This is a genomic window from Granulicatella balaenopterae (assembly GCF_900111135.1).
Taxonomy (GTDB): Bacteria; Bacillota; Bacilli; order Lactobacillales; family Aerococcaceae; genus Granulicatella; species Granulicatella balaenopterae.
In genome coordinates, this window is the sequence record NZ_FOGF01000016.1 from 13,433 (window position 1) to 30,545 (window position 17,113).

Genomic DNA, 17,113 nt, shown 5'->3' on the forward strand with positions numbered 1-17,113 from the left:
GGTTCCAATGTGGGGCCTATTTTTTTTGAGATAGGGCAAGTGGTGGATTTAAAGTTAGTGCCAAGAAACCTCCGAAACTTTAGCTTAGTGTGTAGTTTCCATGAATGCATAGTGCTGCATAATGCAGATAGGTTTCCTATCTAAAATAGATTCTCCATTGAAGATATGAGATATCATAGAAGCTAAAAAAGAGGGTATCCCCCCTTTAAATTATTGTTTGAATTGTTTTTCCAATATGCTACATAACATGAAGTGATACTGAGATAGCGCTTCTTCTTGATAGATTTTTTCTTTAATGAATAGACTAAAAGCGAGCGTATGATAATCCAATAAATGTTGGATAAGTATTGCTGACTGCGCTTGATGATGGTGATGTTCATTTTTATAGCAGTAGTCAAGAATCTCTAAACAATAGTGCTGAAATGACGTTCTAAAAGCATTTTGCCCATCAATTTCAAAAGCTTTTTGATAGAAAACTTTTTGCTCATCTAAATACTGTAAAAGAATCGCTAACACCTCTTGCCAAGCGACTGGTTTAGCTTTTTTTGCGAAAATCTCTTCTAATTCAGAAATAAAAATCCATTCAACGACTTGGTATTTATCCAAAAAATGATTATAAAAAGTTTGTCGTCTTACACCAGCATGTTGAGCAATATCTTCAGTAGTAATTTTTTTGAAGTCTTTGCTTAACAACAATTGTTTAAGTGAATGGGCGATTTTCATTTTTGTGATCATTGTTTTTTTCATTTTATCCCTCCGTAAAAAGCATTATACATGAAGAGAAATTGTTTTCACACGTATTTTAATCGCTTAAAGGTAAAATTTGGAATTTCTTCACATTTAGTACTAAAAGTTATCTAATAAAATGATTGTGAGATGGACTATAAAAAGTAATGGGTACAATCTATACATGGCAATATAATCATATCAGGCACTCTACTAGGCGAGTATTTCGCTGGGTGGTTTTGTTTATAATAAATAATACCAGCCTTATATGCCACCACAAAGCGTATTTAGTGTAGAAGTTTTTTGAGATTGGTAATAGGGGATTGTATTCTGTAGGGTATCAGTGCTATGATTATGCTGTAAGGGTTTTCTATAGGAAGGTGGAATTTTTATGGATAAAAGTAGTAAAATATCAGATAAAGATATATCAGAAAAATCAATCATTATAAGCGATAGCGAGCAAGAAGCAATCGACTCATCACAGCAATTGCGCTTATTGAACTATCAATTAGCTTCAGCAAAGTATTATCATCAAGTGAATCAATTAAGTGAGGTCTGCCAAGCATTAACCCAGCTCGCCAAGGATATCCAACTATTAGAGACAACAAAAGATTATGCTCAAGCGACCATTATTATGGAAGATTGTCTCTATCTTAAACAAGAACTCCTTCAACTAACAAAAGAACTGCAACAAATAGAGAAAGAGTTAACAGAAGAGCCACTGCATGAAGAAATGTCTGCTAACTTATTAGTCAAAAAACAAACACTTATCACTACCTATCAAGAAAAAGAACAGCAAATCCAACAACAATTGCAAGAGCCAATGCTTATCAACTGCAAACCAAATTATCAAAAAATCATACAAGAAGATAATTATTCAGCCGATAAACAACATAAAGCCCGTCAAGAAGTTGCTATGTTTGGGACTTACCTAAGTGAATATCTGGAAAAGACTGCTAAACTAAATAAAGAAAAAGTGCAACACTTAACCACATTAAACAATATTAAAGAAGAGATACAAGCAACTGGACACCAAAGAGCCATCGAAAAAGACTTACTGGTGAATTTGCCATATGAACAACAAATTGACTACTATACAAAGGAACGCATAAAGCTAACGATAAACAAACAGTAGTGTATAGATAAATGTGAAAAAATAGAGAGTTGCCACGTGTACCAATCCCCATCATTATGTGAAAGAACTTTCACCGATGAGGTATTTAAAAATAGTGCCAAGAAATCTCTGAAGCTTTAGCTTAGTGTGTAGTTCACCCATTTGGGTATCCAATTCTGGCAATTTCAATCAAAATAAATTATGCTATAGAAGATAAAGCCTAGAAAGGATGCTAAACAATGAAAATGATTATTTCTCCAGCTAAAAAGATGAAAGTAGATGAGGATGCGATTCCTTATCGAGATTTGCCACAATTTTTAGCCAATACAAAAGAGATAAAAGACTATCTCCAAAGCTTAAGTTATCAAGAATTAAAAGATTTATGGAATACAAATGATAAGATTACCCAGCAAAATGTTGAACGCTTGAAAGAGATGGACTTAACAAGCCGTTTAACACCGGCAATCTTAGCGTATGAAGGGATTCAATATCAATATATGGCACCGACCGTATTTGACGAGGAGAGTTTTCAATATGTGGAAGATAATGTGAGAGTCTTATCAGCTTTTTACGGCGTTTTAAAACCTTTAGACGGCATTACTCCTTACCGCCTAGAAATGCAAGCCAAAACCAAAATAAACGGCATAAAGGGATTATATCATTATTGGGGTGATAGACTATATCAAGCTATTCGTGATGAATCAGGCATCATTATTAATCTCGCTTCAAAAGAATATTCAAAATGCATCGAAAAATATTTGCAACCAACCGACAAAATGATTACCTGCGTCTTTGCAGAAATGGTTGATGGCACACTAAAACAAAAAGCTACCTATGCCAAAATGGCACGTGGCGAAATGATTCGTTACCTAGCTGAAAACAAAATTGATAGCCTGAAAGGTGTGAAAAACTTCAATTATTTAGGCTACAAATATGATGAAGGGCTTTCAAATCAAGAAAAATATGTTTTTATCAAATAATTCTTGTTGCAAACATTGAATAATCGCTATTGTTTCTTTATAATATAAGAGATGTTTTTGAGGAGGAATTATGGAAAATACAAAATTTTACACAGAATTCAAAGAGGCGGCATTTTCAGATGATGTTGAATTAACGCTAGCAGATTTTGACCATCCCCAAAAAGAATTTCTTGAGTATATAAAGTTTAGCGATAGTGAATATGAGACATATGTAGATACTGATTTATACCAACGCTCATCATGGATTTTATGGGAGTCTTTATGGCGTCCCCTAGTAGAAAATCATGTAGACTTTATTTTCATTCCAGAAGAAGCGGACGATTGGAGTGATATTTTAATGCCATTGGAAGGTATATCATTTCATTCATCAAGAGATTTTTGGATTAAAAATAAAGAACAAAATTTCGAGGTTGATGGTGATGTTTTGGCTTATTTTAGAAAGATTACAGGTATTAAGTTTATTTGTACTACAAAGGGTGTCTATACCATTAAGCGTCATGTTTGGAAAAAGCCAAGTGCAATTTTAACGCCTTGGGAAGAAGTAGATTTATCCATTAAAGTTGATGAGAATGGTATGGAATTATTTTTAGATGATAAGCAAATTGCGACCTTAGTGAAGCCTAATTATCAAAAGATTGATATTATTGATCCAGCTGAGTTATCAAAAGAAGAGGAATTAAAGTTATATACGAATGTGGAAGCAAAAGTAAATGCCATCTTAACTGAATTGCCAGATAAGGTGTTATCTCTGACCTAAAGGGGAAACATAGAGTCTAGTTAATTATAAAGGCTAGCCTTCTATGTTTTTTTAGTAGAGACAATTGATTTGGCTGTGTCAGAACTAGGGGTCAGAACTAGAGCCTATAAAGCTATCATCTTTGTAGTAGGCGAAAGAATTGTCAAAAAATCTATTAAGACTTTGCTTTAGGGGGCTTTGAGAGATGTTTTATGTCTTTTTTGGTAAGGCAATAAGTTTTTTAGACAGTTAATTTGTTTGGTAAGCCGATAGTTTTTGTAAAAAATGTTTTCTGGAATTTTTTTGTCGGAAATTTATCGAGAAATAAAAAAAGTTGACATTACTGTTAGGGGATAGTTTAATATAAAGATGTAGACAATAATAATTCTAAATAAGCTCTAATTATTAAGTCTGCTAGATCATACGAATGCGCAGATCATTGTTAAGTTTCTTTGAGGAGAGAATCTTCATTAATGATAGTAGACTTCACTTATTATAGAGAAGTTATGCTCAAAAGTATGAGCCTATATTTCGTTTTAGCATCGCTCCTTGAATAGCGCTATTCAGGACAAAAGGATTAAGTAATACTGTGGAATATTACTTAATCCTTTTTGCTTTGCTGTTTTTGAGAGGGATACGCTTGATTTGGGGGATAATTTATAATAGAATTTTGGTGGAAAGGTGTCATAATAGTAAGTTCAATAGGATAATATTTTTAAAGTCAGGTCAATCATTGGGGACAAATGGTTGAGATGGCTTAGTTTGTGAGGAATGGAAAATGAGTGGAAAATTATCAGATTATTTATTGTATCAAGTAGAGGATTTATGGCAAGGGTATTTAGAGCATCCATTTATTATTGGGATGGCGACTGGTGAATTAGAGGAGCGTAAGTTTTCATATTATTTATTGCAGGATTATCTTTATTTGAAAGAGTATATTAAGGTGTTTGCTGTGACGCTTTCCAAGGCGGATGATTTTTCGGAGATTAAGTTCTTATTAGATAGTATGAATGATATTTTTGAAGAGACGTTTCGTGTGCATGTGCCCTATATGAAGCGCTTGGGGATAAGTGAGGAAGAGATTCAGTCGGTTCAGCCGCATCCAAGTAATATTAATTATACTAATGATATGCTTTTGGCTGCTCAAAGTGGTGATGTATTGGACGGTTTGGTAGCGATTTTGAGTTGTTCGTGGAGTTATGCGTATATCGCTCGTGAAACACTTAAAATCTATCCAACCGCCATGCAAGATGAACGCTATGGTGAGTGGTTTGAAGGGTATTATTGCTCCGAATATCAACTTGGAAATGAAGAATTAATTCAACACATTAATCAATTAGCGCAAGGCATTACCGCTGAAAAACGTGAAAGATTAGCCACCATCTTTACAAATTGTAGTCAACATGAGATGAACTTTTGGGATATGGCTTGGCAACAAGGATAAAGCAACAACTGCTAAATGAAACCTTCCCTTCAAATAGTAGTACAAAAACTATGAACGAATGAGAGGAATGATCAAATGATTGGAGAAAACTTAGTAAATGTCCGTCACACACACCCATTAATACACAATATCACCAATTATGTAACGGTAAATGATGTAGCCAATGTACTATTAGCAACAGGTGCCAGTCCCATTATGGCGGATGACATGGAAGAGATGGATGATATCGTCTCAATCTGTCAGGCATTAGTGATTAATACCGGTACCTTGAATCAGCGCACCATTGCATCAATGCTTTATGCCGGCAAAAAATCAAATGAATTGCAGCATGTGACCGTATTAGATCCAGTAGGCGTTGGCGCAAGTCGCTTAAGAAGTCGAACAGCTGAAGCATTCGTGCAGGAAGTTCGTTTTGATGCCATTAAAGGAAATATCTCAGAAATCAAATCACTTTTCCTAGGAACGAATAGCACAAGCGGGGTAGATGCCAATAGCGTGGATAGTGTCACCGAAGAGAACAAAATCGAAATGGCCACAATCATTAAAAAAATCGCCCAAGAAATGCAGACCATTATTATTGCAACAGGAGCCATTGATATTGTAGCAGATGCCAATAAAGCGTATCTCATTACAAATGGTCGTCCAGAAATGAGTTATGTAACGGGAACTGGTTGTCAATTAGGAGCCTTAGTAACAGCTTTTATCACAGCCAATCAAGATAATGCTTTAGAAGCAGCTGCTGAAGCCGTTATGATGATGGGAATTGCAGGTGAATTAGCTTGGTCAAGTCAAGCTGGCAATATCACTTATCGCAATCACATGATCGATGAAATCTTTAAAATGACACCCGAAACAATCACTCAATATGCCAATTATGAAGTAATCTAATCAAAGAGGGGTTTCCAAGATAAAGCATTACAGCTTTTATTAGGGAGCTCCTTTTTCCTATATTCTAAGAAGCGCCAAAGATTCACCTAGATGTAAGACGAACTTAATAAACTGGAAACATTTCCGCCTAATCTTCTATCCATGAATATAAAAAATAACACAAACTTTACAATATAAAAAAATAAAAAATTCATGATAAAAAAGCCGTCGTTTTAGCTATTTCCCATAAAATTGTGGTAAACTACTAACAGAAATAAAGAATAAAAAAAGAGGAGGGAACGAATGAAATTAACAGGTGAAGAAAAAAGAAAAGTGTTCGTAAGTTTAATTATCGTAAGCATTTCAATCTTAGTCTATCAAATTTTAAATAATTTAGATGCGATCCACACAGCTATCACCATCAATTACAAGTCAATCTTTATGCCAATTATTGTAGCATTTTTTATGGCGTATATTATGAATCTATTAATGAGTTCTATTGAAAACAAATTCAATCAACAAGAAAAATTAAAAACATTATCACCAGGAGTTAAAAGAGGCTTAAGTCTAAGTTTAACGATATTACTGATTATCATTGGATTAGTTATTCTATTAGCATTTGCGATTCCACAATTTGTGGCTAGTATTAATCAATTAGTGAAAAATATCGATACCTATGTTTCTGAAATACCGAAATTAGTAGATTATTTAACGACAACTTTTGATAAGCAACCATCTCCTGTGATTGTTGAAAAGGTAACTGAAATGGTGAATAGTGCTATTAACTTCTTATCAAGTTATGTCACAATGGTCTTAGCGAAAATGAATACTTGGATTTTTGGGACAGTATCATCTATTTTTAATTTTATTTTAAGTTTTTCATTATCGATTTATATCTTAATTGATAAGGAGAAGTTATTGAATACCTTTAATCGCTTGATTCGCTCAATGACATCGGATAAGCGTTATAATCAAATTATTCGCTTTTTAACGGTATTGAATCAATCATTTGAGAATTTCTTTAGTGGTCAGATTACAGAAGGAATGCTTTTAGCGGTAATTTCCGTTGTGAGTATGTATTTGTTAGGATTTAAGTATTATTTCTTAATTGGGGTGATTATTGGCTTAACGAATATTATTCCGATTATTGGCTCATGGTTAGGTGGGATTGTCGGAGTATTCTTATTATTAATTGTTGATCCGATTCAAGCGGTATGGTTCTTACTATATATTATTATCTTGCAGCAGATTGAAAGTAATATTATCTATCAATATGTTGTAGGCGGTAAAGTCGGACTTTCAGGATTTTGGATGTTTGTAGCAGTTATTGTAGGACAAGGATTAGGTGGTTTGCCAGGGATTATTATTGGTATTCCATTATTTACTACCTTACAAGTTATTGTTGATGAATATATTGATAAACGCTTAGCCAAAAAAGGAATCAATCTAGCATCCAGTCGTCAAATTAAAACAAAACGTCGCCCAAAATTCTATCGCAAACATAGAAATCGCAGACGTAATCGAATACAGGAATAATAAATCGAAGGAATCTCACAATGATGTGGGGTTCTTTTTTTACGGGTAAGAGTACTTTTTTAGAAAAAATAGCAAAATTATTGGCAATTTATGTGTAAATAAGATATACTTTTCGTAATATACTGTTTATTTTATCGGTAGTAATTATTAATGAATTGCTGAATGGATAGCATGATTTGTAAAAAGAGACTACATAAATAAGTCTTCAATCACTATCAAATCAGCAGGAATGATAACTAAAAGAAAGGATTGTTATATTGGATTTAGAAGAAACGAATAATGTAGTGATAGGTTTAAGTAGAGAGCAGGTGGGCGAATGATTTATTTTATTATTGGCACACTTTTATGGGGAACATCATTTATTGCGGGGAAGATTGCTTTTCAAACAATTGATCCGACTTTAGTAGTGATTTTGCGTTTAACAATTGCAAGTATTGTGATGTTACCAGTTACAGGAGCATTTTTAAAAAAAAGACATATGTATCAGATTACGAAAAAGGACTTTTTATTGTTAATTTTACTAGGAATATTAACGTATCCGGCGACATTTATGTTAGAGTTTACCGGGCTTAGTCTGACGTCTGTATCAAGCGCAACAACGATTATTGGGGTAGGGCCGGTTATGGTAGCTTTAATTGGTGCATTATTCTTTAATGAAAAGCCAGCACCTCTTGTTTATGTGCTAGGCTGTGTATCGTTTGTCGGTATTGCTTTGATGGTTGGTAATGCGGATATGGCATCTATTTCATATTTGGGTTGTTTGATTATGTTCTTGTCAACAATTGTAGTAGCATTTTGGGTACATTTATCGACTAAAGTCTTAGGGAAGATTCCGCCAGTTTATTATACGCCATTATGTATTCAATTCGGGACATTATTTGGTGCGCCAATCCTATCAGTATTTGTTAAGACTTGGCATGTTGATGTAACGATTGAAGGTATCGCAGCGATTGTCTACTTATCGATTTTTTGTAGTATTTTAGCGAGTATGTTCTGGAATAAAGGCTTACAAACCTATGATTCAAGTCGTAGTGGTATCTTTTTATCATTAGAGCCGGTATTTAGTTTATTATTTGCAGTTGTTTTGTTACATGAAAAGATTAGTCTTTTATCAGCAGTCGGGGTAGGATTAGTGATTATCTCTGCTACCATCTGTATGGTATTGCCAACGAAGGATTCTGAAAGCGAAGAAGAAGTCGTTGTTGCTTTGGCTGGCGCTGAAATGGATGAATAAATTTTTATAAAAAATATGAAGTATGTAGTCACAAAACTATTTGTTGTGGATAGTTTTCGTGGCTTTTTTATTTGCTAAAAATCTTGATAATGCATCTTTATTTCTTGATGTTTCGAGAATAAATATAGTGATTGTGAAGGGCTCTGAATGTTGTTATGACGGCGTTTTTGGCGTGGTAAGAAGTTTTTGAATTTTAGTTGAATTTAATAGATTTTTTGGTCAAGAAGATGTAAGATGTAGTCGTGAATGCCACAATATTAGTGGAGATAGGGTAGAAAGGAGGGATTGGTAGAGGTCGTCTTATTGGGAGGATTTTTTGCAATGTTGGCATGTTTTTTTGCGAGAGAGGTGTAGGGATGATTTATTTTTTATTAGCTACTTTATTATGGGGGACGTCATTTATTGCAGGGAAGATTGCATTCCAAACGGTGGATCCTACTTTAGCTGTAATGTTTCGGTTATTGATATCAAGTGTGGTACTAATACCATTAACGCTTTCCTTTTTTAAGAAGAAAATCTATCGGCTGAGTAAAAGGGATTTCTTATTGTTAACGGCATTGGGAATCTTGACGTATCCAATGACATTTATGTTAGAATTTTCAGGATTAAGCCTCACATCAGCATCGAGTGCTACAACGATTATTGGATTGGGTCCGATTATGGTGGCATTAATTGGGGCATTATTCTTTAAGGAAAAAGCAAGTCCACTTGTGTATTTATTAGGAATTACGTCTTTTATTGGAGTTGCTTTAATGGTTGGAAATGCCGATCTTGAATCGGTATCTTACTTAGGTTGTTTATTTGTATTTTGTTCCACAATTGTTGTAGCATTTTGGGTACAATTATCGAAAAAAGCCTTAAAGAAGATTCCACCATTATATTACACGCCAATCTGTATTCAATTAGGGACTGTATTTGGATTGCCTGTTTTATCATTATTTGTAAAGAATTGGACAATACTACTATCAACTGAAGGAGTAGCCTCAATTGTTTATCTAGCAGTATTTTGTAGTGTCTTAGCAGGTATCTTTTGGAATAAAGGTTTAGAAGTAACAGACCCAAGTAAAAGTGGTATCTTTTTATCATTAGAACCCGTCTTTGGAGTGATATTTGCAGTTGTATTATTAGGCGAAGAAATTAGTTTCCTATCAGCAGTAGGGATAGCATTAGTGATTATATCAGCTGCCGTATGCATGCTCTTACCACAAACAACCAAGGAAAGTATTGAAGTAGAAGCAAACTTTATGGAAATAGAAAACGAAAAAATTTGATAAGGAAAGGTTTTGAGTCAGTTAATGTTACAAAAAAATATAGAAAATGAAGCCGCCCAGATGCGATGCCCTCTAAAGGAACTAAAAGTAGTTCACTTGGAGGGTATTTTTTTGAGAATTTTGCAAAGACGTTGCAACAGATATTTGTATAAAGTGGCGAAAAATTGTCGCAAACACCGTATATACTTATATGGTATTTGTGAAAATTTAACAATTAAAAGAAATCTGTTTCATTATTTCCTATCGTAAATGGAAAAAATAAAAAAATAATATGATGTATTATTTTGTAATATTTTTTTGGTTTTTTTACAAGGAATAAAACCCTATTTATAGATTAGAAACACTAAAAAATATATTATATGTATATAATGTGTACAAAAAATAAAAAAGGGAGTGTGTGTTATGTTTAAAGGTAAGAGGAGATTCATATTATCAATATTTTTGTTGATTAGCATTGCATTTTCGCTATTTTTGGGAAATATTTCAAAAGCAGCTGAATCGACTGAATATAGTGTTGCGACTTGGGAAGAGTTAAAGAGAGTGATTGAAGAAGAACCAGGAAATTTAACAATTGTATTAACGGAAAATTTGGCAGCAGATTCAACAATTACTATACCAAGTGATAAATCAGTTACTATATCTGGTGATAAATCAATATATAGATTAAAAGATACATCAGGATTCTTATCAATGTTTCATGTATCTAATAATAGCTCATTGGTAATTGATAATGGAATTGTTTTAAGTGGAGAAGAAGCACCAATAGAAGTAAAATTACAAGAAGTATCTTATGATATGTATCAATATGACAATCTTACTGGAAAAAGATATATTTTGCGCAATAAGAATAAACAAGAAATCATTACGGCAACACAAGATAGTGAAGATATTGAACGTGATACAAATCCAAATATTAAATTTGATAATACTTATATGGATAAAAGTTTATTAACAAATTCAATATTTGCTGCAAAAATATATGGTTATTTAACAGTTGAAAAAAATAGTAATAATAAAAAATTCTATTATCAATTACGCAATGAGGCAACAGGAAGAAGTCTTGCTATTAGAAATAAAACAGCTTTTAGAGGGGCTTTATTTGATAGTTTTTTAGTAGATGATGCAGAAGTAAAAAGATTTGAAGATTATATTGTTGCGGCTGGACAAAAAAGAGGCTCAGTAGCATTTACATTTGCAAGATGGAAAACAGATAACTATTCATTAGACGAAAAAGAAATAGTTTATGCAGTAAATGATGGACGTATTACAGGAGAGGCTTCTGCAGAGCGTAATATTAATGAGCATGGAGTAGGTACAAGAAATTATCGTTATATGAGATGGAGCGATTTATACAATAGATATATTGCTTATAACCATAATAATTTAGATCAACACACTGAAGATACTCCACAATTATATGAAGTAGTAGATGATCGAGTAGGTCAACCATTTTCACATGCATACACTAAAGCAGAATTAGGGAATCCTTCTGAAGGGGGCTTCTTTATTCATAATGATGGTGGAACAGTAACGATTAATGGTGCAACTTTGCAAGACTTTACTACTGTTCAATCAGGTGATACTGTTTCAAATATTTCTCCAGTTTATAATGAAAATAATGCTACATTTTATATGCATTCTGGGACTATCCAAAATAATGAGGTTGGCTATCATATTCAAAAAGGTCCAATGCCTGAAGAATTAAGTACTAAACCAGGACGTGAAATTAATAGTTATATTTCTGGAAGTTATCCAAATAATTGTGCTGGAGCAATCATCTTTAAAAATTCAACAGGTGTATTAGATGGTACAGCACAACTTATCCATAATAAGGGTGATGTAGGCGGTATTTATTGTGATAGTTCATTTGTTACACTTTCAGATAAAGCAAAAGTTGATAGTAATAATGGAATCCTATTGGCAGGTGCAATCTATATTACAGGTAACAAAGTGGGGAATCCCGCTCATCAAGATGGAGTTGTCGTAAAAGGTGGCGAAATCTCTAATAGTCATACATGGAGAAATGGTGCTGTAACCACTAAAGGACCTGCTAATGAAGTAGGTGGACGATTTACTTTGAATGAAGGAACATTACATGATAATTCTTCATATGATAAAGGTGGCGCAATTCGTGTTGCTTCAAATGGAGTCTCTTTAAATGGCGGTGAACTTTATAATAACAAATCACGTGTTATGGGTGGTGCTATTTATGTTGAAGGAGATAATGCACGTAACTCTAGAACTTTAGTCATTAATGATGGATCTATTTATCATAATCAAGCAGTCGGATTAAATGCAGAAGAATTAGGTGGAGATACGGATGTGTATTTTCCAAAAGGTAAGCCGGATTCAAGAGTAGGTTATTTGCAAAGTGGTACAGGAGGCGGTATTTGGGTTTGCCCATTTGGTACATTCTCTTTTGATGCTTCAAGAGTTATGATTACTGATAATACTGCTGAGAGAGAACGTGGCGGAAATGATTTACATAAAGATAATGGTTTATCAGGTGCTATTGTTATTAAAAATATTGGCATATATTGGAAAAATGAAGATAATGAACCTATTCCAGATTATGCAGCCGAACCATATGAAGGCGTAGTCAATATGACGAATACAAATAAAAGTATGAATCATCAAAAAGGTGTACGAATTCATGATAATATTTCTCGTCGTGGTGGTGGTATTGGTGCAGATGGAACATTAATATTAGGTACTAAAACAAAAGAATCAAAACAACAAGCATTTTTATCATTTACAAAAGAATGGGATCAAGATATTCCTGATGAACCAATTTTCTTAAAATTCACTCTACAAGCATCTGATGGATTTAAAACAGAATTAGGTATTACAAAATTAACCAAAGATGAAACTCCAACTGAAGTCTATGATGATTTGGAAGTATTTAAATAAAATGGTAGTTGGAAAGTTACTATTGCATTACCAACTTATTTAAAAACAGCTACTGGTCAAGAAAGATTATTTGAGCAAAGTGTTGAAAATGGAGAAGTTATTCCACTTCAGTCATGGAAAGTCTTAGTTGAAGAAGTAAATGAAGATGGCACACCAAATAATAAATACAACATGACTTTATCTGATGTCGCAGTTACTGATGTGTCTCGATTAGTTAATCACTATGAAATGGTTGATAGTTCAGGAAAATCAGTTCAAACAGATATTGAATTTGAAACGATTAAGATGGCACAAACTGGTACTAACCATTATCAAACAAAACCAACCCCAACACAAGTTACTTTATCAGCAACTAAACAATTAGTAGGAGGGGATATTCATGATTATATGAATCAATTCGTCTTCCAAATAGTAGAGAAAAAAGCTGATGGAAGCGAAAAAATCATCGAAAGTATTAAAAATAATGATACAAGTGGTCAAAATATTATTTTCTCACCAATTATTTATAAAGAAGCTGGTGTCCATCACTATATTATTCGTGAAGTAGCAGGAAATAATGAAGATATTCAATATGATACTAATGAAAAAAATATAACGGTCACAGTCACTCAAAATGGCGACGAATTAGTAACGGATATACCAGATAATCAAAAAAATCTAGGAGAATTTATAAATATCCTAAAAACATCTCAACTTAAAAAAGGAACAATCGCCTTTAAAAAGGTTACTAAGTTTATCTTACCAGGACAAGAAGGTCTAAGTTTTGAATTTAGTAAACCATTAAAAGGTGTTGAATTTGCCTTACAACAAGATGGTGTAAATAAATATTTTGCCACTTCTGATGGAGAAGGAATGGTCGTCTTCAGAGATATTCCATATGGAGAATACCAATTAGTTGAGACAAAACCATTAGAAGGCTACCTACCTTTAGAAGAACCAAAAACAGTTACCATTAACCAAAACAATCAAGTAATTGATTTAGGTGAAATTGTAAATATTATGAAAAAAGGTAAATTAATTATTCATAAAGTGGATGCTGATGATCATAATACAACTATTAAAGGTGTTGTGTTCGAATTATCATCAACAAAAGAAGGAAGTAGTTATGCGAAAACTGCTGTTACATATGAGAATGGGGAAGCAGTCTTTGAAAATATACCATTTGGAGAATATCAAGTAAAAGAATTGTTAGCAGCACAATCTTACCAACAATTAGCTGAACCATTTATCATTAATATTACCGAAGATGGACAAGTCCTCGAAAAAATAATAACCAATGAAAAAATTAAAGGTTCTGTCATTTTTACAAAAGTTGATGCAGATAATCCTGAGCAACCATTAAAAGGCGTTGAATTTGCCTTACAACAAGATGGTGAAAATAAATATACCGCTACTTCAAACGACGAAGGACAAGTAATCTTTACAGATGTTATTTACGGTGTGTACGATTTAGTAGAAACACAGCCCCAAGAAGGATACTTACCACTTGAAAAACAAGTCGCAGCAGTTAACATCGATCAACAACAAAAACAAATTGACTTAGGAACCATTACCAACCAAATTAAAAAAGGCTCAATAAAAGTAACTAAAGTCGATGCAGAAGATACTACTAAAACATTAGCAGGAGTCACATTTGGATTATATCAAGGTGATACCAAAGTTGCCGAAGCCGTCACAAACGAAGATGGTGTAGCTTTATTTACAGGCGTGAATTATGGAGAATATACCCTAAGAGAAAGCAAATCTTTAGAAAATTATGTCCTATCAAATGAAATAAAAGAAGTCACCATTTCAGAAAACGGCAAACAAATCGACTTAGGCCAAATCACAAACAAAAAAATCAAAGGCAGTCTTGAAGTTACAAAAGTTGATGCAGAAAATAAAGCAACAAAACTACAAGATGCCGTCTTCACATTAGTATCAAAAACAGATGAAACAATGAGATTCGAAGCAACAACTAATGAAGAAGGAATTGCAATATTCAATGATCTACCATATGGTGAATACACCTTAACGGAAACAACTGCACCAACAGGATATTTAGTATCAACTATTCCAATTGATGTAACCATCACAACAGACGGACAAAAAGTGCAACAAGAAGTAAGCAATGAAAAAATTAAGCGTACTATTAAATTTACAAAAGAATGGCAGGGTGCTAAACAAGATTCAGTTGTCATTAATTTATTGGCAGATGGTAAAAAAGTAGCTGAATTAACTCTAAGTGAACAAACTAACTGGATAGGAACTTTTGTAGACATCCCACAATTCGATCTAACAGATGGACATGAAATTAATTACACTGTTACAGAAAATACTATTGATGACTACAAGACAGATATTACTGGTTCAATGGCAGATGGCTTTGTGGTAACGAATACCGAACAACCAATTATTCCAGAAACACCAACCACACCAGAACAACCAACAAAACCAAATAAACCAGAAAAACCAGAAAAACCAGAAAAACCAGTAACACCAATAAAACCAAATAAACCAGAAATCCCAAATGGAAAGCCAAGTGTGCCAAATGTAGATATCCCGCAAACACCAGGAAACCCACAACAACCTACTAAACCACACTTACCAACAACGGGGGCAACTTCATCCCTAACATCAATTATAGCGGCAGTGGTACTTATGGGAATTGGAACAATCATACTAAAAAAACGAAATGAATAGTATGAAATATCACCAATTAAACAAAGACGTCAATCAATTTTAGATTGGCGTTTTTGTTTGCACGAAGAAGGATAGTGAATGGACAGGATTCATCATCAAGTAACTTTTGGAATAGATTTTAAGCGCCTCTTCGTCAAACACACTTAATGAAGTAACCATCATTTCAACAAATATCCGTTCAACATCGGATAAAAAAGTGTTATACTATACATAGTACTATATTAACCATAAAGGATGAATTGGATGGAAAATTATAATGAAGCATACATTTTGTTAGAGGAAAATATTACAAAATTGTACCAAGAAGTAACAGTAAAGCAAAAAGAACAAGAATTATCAGCAAATATTGTTAGTAATCGCTGTAAATGGTTGGAGTACATTAATATCATGATCATTGCCTTAACATCAGTGGGAGTATTCATGACCATTTTTAATGATATTTTTGTTTTGAAAATTATTTCAAGCGCCTTGGCAATTGCGGCTTTAGTATTTACCGTTTTCTTGAAAATTTTTGATCTAAAATCACGTACATATCGTCATAAAAATACGGCAAATGATTTACTAGAATTGAAGAATGCTTTTCATTTAGTAATGATGGAAATTAACTTACAAATGATTCTGCAAGGTAGTATTGAAGACTTAGCTACCTTAAAAGACGAGTATGATGCATTAGCTAGCCATCTATCAGTAGTCTATATGAATGCGCCGGCACCATGCAAAAAAGCGGTAAAAAATGTTGCCAAAGTTTCGAACAATGAACAAAATTAAGTAACCCTAATGGATACTTAAGTCAGGCCTCGTGCTTGGCTTTTTTTATGCCCCAAAACTCAAAATTCCTAGGAAAATGTGCAATACGCAAAAATGGCTAACAAGCAAAACTGATGCTCGCAAAAATCTACACACGAAAATATACACTCTCAAAATTCTAAATGAAAAAACCACTTATATCATAAAATATTTTGACAAGCAAACTTGGCAGATATATAATTAAACTAACAAGTAGACTTGGCAAAGGAGTTGAGTGTATGGATAAAGAAAAGTTGCTTTCAAGAAGTCGTGATGAGAATATTTTTGGGGATGAAAGAGTTCGTCATACCAAGGCAGTATCCTATCAATGGGGAGCGATTGCTGCAAGTTTAGCATTTATTATCTTAATCATTGCATCCTACTTTACAGACATCGATACGCGTTCAGGTAAGTTGGTTTTTGCGTGTATGTTGTTTGGTCAGCTTAGTTATACTTATTGGGCGAAGCGAAAAGAAGCCACACGTTTTTCAAATATTGTTAATCTTTTGATGGTAGGTGGGTTCTTTATTTTAATCATAGGCTTCATAGTCGAGTTGATTCAAAATGGATAATCAATTAGTCTTACACAACCATTTACGTGAAATTCGTGATGAAAAGCATCTAACCCAAAAAGAACTAGCAAAAATATTAGGTGTCTCGCGCAATACCATCAGTTCCATTGAGACAGGACAATATTCACCAACCGCAAAATTAGCACTCTTAATCGCTATAGCACTTGATAAAAAGTTTGAAGAAGTTTTCTATTTTGAAGAATAACAAGCCAAAATAGAGTCGTTAACCAAGGTCATAAAATTTTTAAAAAAAGG

General features: G+C 33.5%; 14 protein-coding genes. 13 read left to right on the forward strand and 1 reads right to left on the reverse strand.

The features are described from left to right. Positions 1-210 precede the first annotated feature (210 nt). Positions 211-747, reverse strand: coding sequence for a TetR family transcriptional regulator (locus tag BMX09_RS04890; RefSeq protein WP_089746585.1), 537 nt, complete (start codon positions 745-747; stop codon positions 211-213). 370 nt (positions 748-1,117) lie between these two features. Here BMX09_RS04890 and BMX09_RS04895 point away from each other — a divergent pair, with 370 nt between their 5' ends. The 13 genes from BMX09_RS04895 (at position 1,118) to BMX09_RS04955 (ending at position 17,063) form a co-directional block, all read left to right on the forward strand. Further along, positions 1,118-1,861, forward strand: coding sequence for a hypothetical protein (locus tag BMX09_RS04895; RefSeq protein ID WP_089746586.1), 744 nt, complete (start codon positions 1,118-1,120; stop codon positions 1,859-1,861). Between the two features lie 218 nt (positions 1,862-2,079). Continuing rightward, complete coding sequence (gene yaaA, locus BMX09_RS04900; RefSeq protein ID WP_089746587.1) at positions 2,080-2,820, forward strand: peroxide stress protein YaaA; 741 nt, start codon at positions 2,080-2,082, stop codon at positions 2,818-2,820. Positions 2,821-2,890: 70 nt separating this feature from the next. Continuing rightward, positions 2,891-3,577, forward strand: a complete 687-nt coding sequence (locus tag BMX09_RS04905; RefSeq protein ID WP_089746588.1) for a hypothetical protein — start codon at positions 2,891-2,893, stop codon at positions 3,575-3,577. A 757-nt stretch (positions 3,578-4,334) separates the two neighbouring features. After that, positions 4,335-5,000 (forward strand): thiaminase II, encoded by a 666-nt coding sequence (gene tenA, locus BMX09_RS04910; RefSeq protein ID WP_089746589.1) that lies wholly within the window; start codon positions 4,335-4,337, stop codon positions 4,998-5,000. A gap of 75 nt (positions 5,001-5,075) precedes the next feature. Then, a complete protein-coding gene (thiM, locus tag BMX09_RS04915; protein WP_089746590.1) occupies positions 5,076-5,888 on the forward strand; it encodes a hydroxyethylthiazole kinase in 813 nt (270 codons plus the stop codon). 282 nt (positions 5,889-6,170) lie between these two features. Next, positions 6,171-7,403 carry an AI-2E family transporter gene (locus tag BMX09_RS04920; protein WP_089746591.1) on the forward strand — a complete coding sequence of 411 codons (1,233 nt, stop codon included), beginning with the start codon at positions 6,171-6,173 and terminating at the stop codon, positions 7,401-7,403. A 316-nt stretch (positions 7,404-7,719) separates the two neighbouring features. Beyond that, positions 7,720-8,637, forward strand: coding sequence for a DMT family transporter (locus BMX09_RS04925; RefSeq protein ID WP_089746592.1), 918 nt, complete (start codon positions 7,720-7,722; stop codon positions 8,635-8,637). Positions 8,638-8,993: 356 nt separating this feature from the next. Next, positions 8,994-9,908: a DMT family transporter gene (locus BMX09_RS04930; protein ID WP_089746593.1), complete on the forward strand. Its 915-nt coding sequence runs from the start codon at positions 8,994-8,996 to the stop codon at positions 9,906-9,908. A 471-nt stretch (positions 9,909-10,379) separates the two neighbouring features. Continuing rightward, positions 10,380-12,818, forward strand: a complete 2,439-nt coding sequence (locus BMX09_RS04935; RefSeq protein WP_143054379.1) for a hypothetical protein — start codon at positions 10,380-10,382, stop codon at positions 12,816-12,818. A 171-nt stretch (positions 12,819-12,989) separates the two neighbouring features. Continuing rightward, the gene (locus BMX09_RS04940) at positions 12,990-15,500 is read left to right on the forward strand and encodes a SpaA isopeptide-forming pilin-related protein (protein ID WP_089746595.1); all 2,511 of its coding nucleotides are present in this window, start codon (positions 12,990-12,992) and stop codon (positions 15,498-15,500) included. Between the two features lie 243 nt (positions 15,501-15,743). Then, the gene (locus tag BMX09_RS04945; protein WP_089746596.1) at positions 15,744-16,268 is read left to right on the forward strand and encodes an SLATT domain-containing protein; all 525 of its coding nucleotides are present in this window, start codon (positions 15,744-15,746) and stop codon (positions 16,266-16,268) included. 257 nt (positions 16,269-16,525) lie between these two features. Continuing rightward, positions 16,526-16,858 carry a DUF6442 family protein gene (locus BMX09_RS04950; protein ID WP_089746597.1) on the forward strand — a complete coding sequence of 111 codons (333 nt, stop codon included), beginning with the start codon at positions 16,526-16,528 and terminating at the stop codon, positions 16,856-16,858. Continuing rightward, positions 16,851-17,063: a helix-turn-helix transcriptional regulator gene (locus BMX09_RS04955; protein ID WP_089746598.1), complete on the forward strand. Its 213-nt coding sequence runs from the start codon at positions 16,851-16,853 to the stop codon at positions 17,061-17,063. The genes BMX09_RS04950 and BMX09_RS04955 overlap by 8 nt, the downstream gene beginning before the upstream one ends. Positions 17,064-17,113: the final 50 nt, after the last annotated feature.